This window comes from Streptomyces sp. OfavH-34-F, from assembly GCF_022347745.1.
Taxonomy (GTDB): domain Bacteria; phylum Actinomycetota; class Actinomycetes; order Streptomycetales; family Streptomycetaceae; genus Streptomyces.
In genome coordinates, this window is sequence record NZ_JAKRGC010000577.1 from 1 (window position 1) to 1,851 (window position 1,851).

General features: G+C 76.3%; 2 protein-coding genes. One reads left to right on the plus strand and one right to left on the minus strand.

The window, feature by feature from the left end:
• Positions 1-675: TOBE domain-containing protein (locus MHW47_RS35055; RefSeq protein WP_239227859.1), on the plus strand; the 675-nt coding region annotated here is incomplete at its 5' end.
• 8 nt (positions 676-683) lie between these two features.
• On the opposite strand, the gene MHW47_RS35060 is transcribed toward MHW47_RS35055, so the two are convergent.
• On the minus strand, positions 684-1,851 hold a 1,168-nt coding region (locus MHW47_RS35060), incomplete at its 5' end, for a sulfite reductase flavoprotein subunit alpha (RefSeq protein ID WP_374230196.1).

A 1,851-nucleotide genomic window follows, 5' to 3' on the forward strand; every position in this document is an offset into this window, starting at 1 on the left:
CGGCCCGCCGAGGTCTCCGGCGGACAGGCGCAGCGGGTGGCGCTGGCCCGCGCGCTGGCCGCCCGGCCGCGTCTGCTGCTGCTCGACGAACCGCTGGCCGCGCTCGACCAGACCACCCGGTCCCGGGTCCGGCACACCCTGCGCCGCCATCTGGACGGCTTCGGCGGGGTCTGTCTCCTCGTGACCCACGACCCGGTGGAGGCCGTCGCGCTCGCCGACCGGGTGCTCGTGCTGGACGGGGGCCGGGCGCTCCAGTACGCCCCGCCCGCCGAGGTGACCCGGCATCCGCGCTCCCCCTGGGTCGCCCGGATGCTCGGCCGCAACGCCTGGCCCGGCACCGCCACCGCCGAGGGCCTGGAACCGGCGGACGGCGGACGGCTCGTCGCCGCCGACCCGCTGCCGGCCGGGGTGCCCGCGCTGGCGGTCATCGCGCCCGAGGCCGTCTCCCTGCACCGGGAACGGCCCACCGGGAGCCCGCGCAACGTGTGGCCGGGGACGGTGCGCGAGATCACCTCGTCGGGCGGGAGCCGGCTGCGGGTGCTGGTGGGGTCCGGTGAGGCGCCGGACCTGGTCGCGGAGATCACCCCGCAGTCCGCCGCCGAGCTGTCCCTGGCGGACGGGGTGGCGGTGTGGACCAGCGTGAAGGCGACCGAGGTGACCCTCGTCGCGCTCTGAACGGCCGGTCAGTACACGTCGCGGACGTACCGCTTGTCGGCGGCGAGCTGCTTCACGTACAGGACGGCCGCCTCCGGCTCCAGGCCGCCGTGCGCGACGGCGATGTCGTGCAGCGCCCGGTCCACGTCCTTGGCCATCCGGGCCGCGTCGCCGCACACGTAGAAGTGGGCGCCGTCGAGCAGCCAGGACCACAGCTTGGCGCCGTGCTCGCGCATCCGGTCCTGGACGTAGACCTTGGCGCGCTGGTCGCGGGAGAAGGCGGTGTCCAGCCGAGTCAGGGTGCCGTCCGCGAGACAGGACGTCAGCTCCTCCTCGTAGAAGAAGTCGGTCGCCCGGTGCTGTTCGCCGAAGAACAGCCAGTTGGGGCCGGGGTCGCGGCGGGCCCGGCGCTCCTCCAGGAAGCCGATGAAGGGGGCCACCCCGGTGCCGGGGCCCACCATCACCATGGGGGCGTCGGGCCGGGCGGGCGGCCGGAAGTGGGGGGCGCGCCGCACGAAGACCGGCACCCGCGCGTCGGGGGCGGCGTCCGCGAGGAACGGCGAGCAGACCCCGGCGCGCGGCCGGCCGTCCGGGTTCTCGTAGCGGACGACGGAGACCGTGAGGGAGAGGCGGTCGGGGTCGGTGAGCGGGCTGGACGATATGGAGTAGAGGCGCGGCTGGAGGGGGCGCAGGACCCCGGCCCACTCCTGCGGGGTCGCCTTCACCGGGTACTCGCCGAGGAGGTCCGCGGCCTGCCGGCCCCAGGACCAGCGGGCGAGTTCGCCCTTGTTGTCGGGGCGCAGCATCTTCTTCAGGTCCCGGTCCCCGGTGCGCTCGGTGACGAAGGCCAGCAGGGCCGGGGTGAGCCGGGTGATGTCCAGGTGGCGGTGCAGGGCCTCGCCGAGGCGGACGCCGCCGACGCCGGGCAGCTCGATCTCCGCGCCCGCGTCGAGCCCGGTGACGGAGAGCCATTCGCCGACCAGGTCCGGGGAGTTGACGGCGTGGACGCCGAGGGCGTCTCCGGCGGCGTACTCCAGGGCGGTGCCGGTCCCCGCGGTGTCGAAGGTGAAGCGGCGGACCTCCTTGCCTGAGCCGGGGCGGCCCAGCAGCCGGTTGCCGGCGAGGCGCGCGGTGACGGGGGCGGGCCTCGGGGCGCGGGCGGGGGCCGGGGCCGGCCGGGGAACGCTCCCGGCGGGC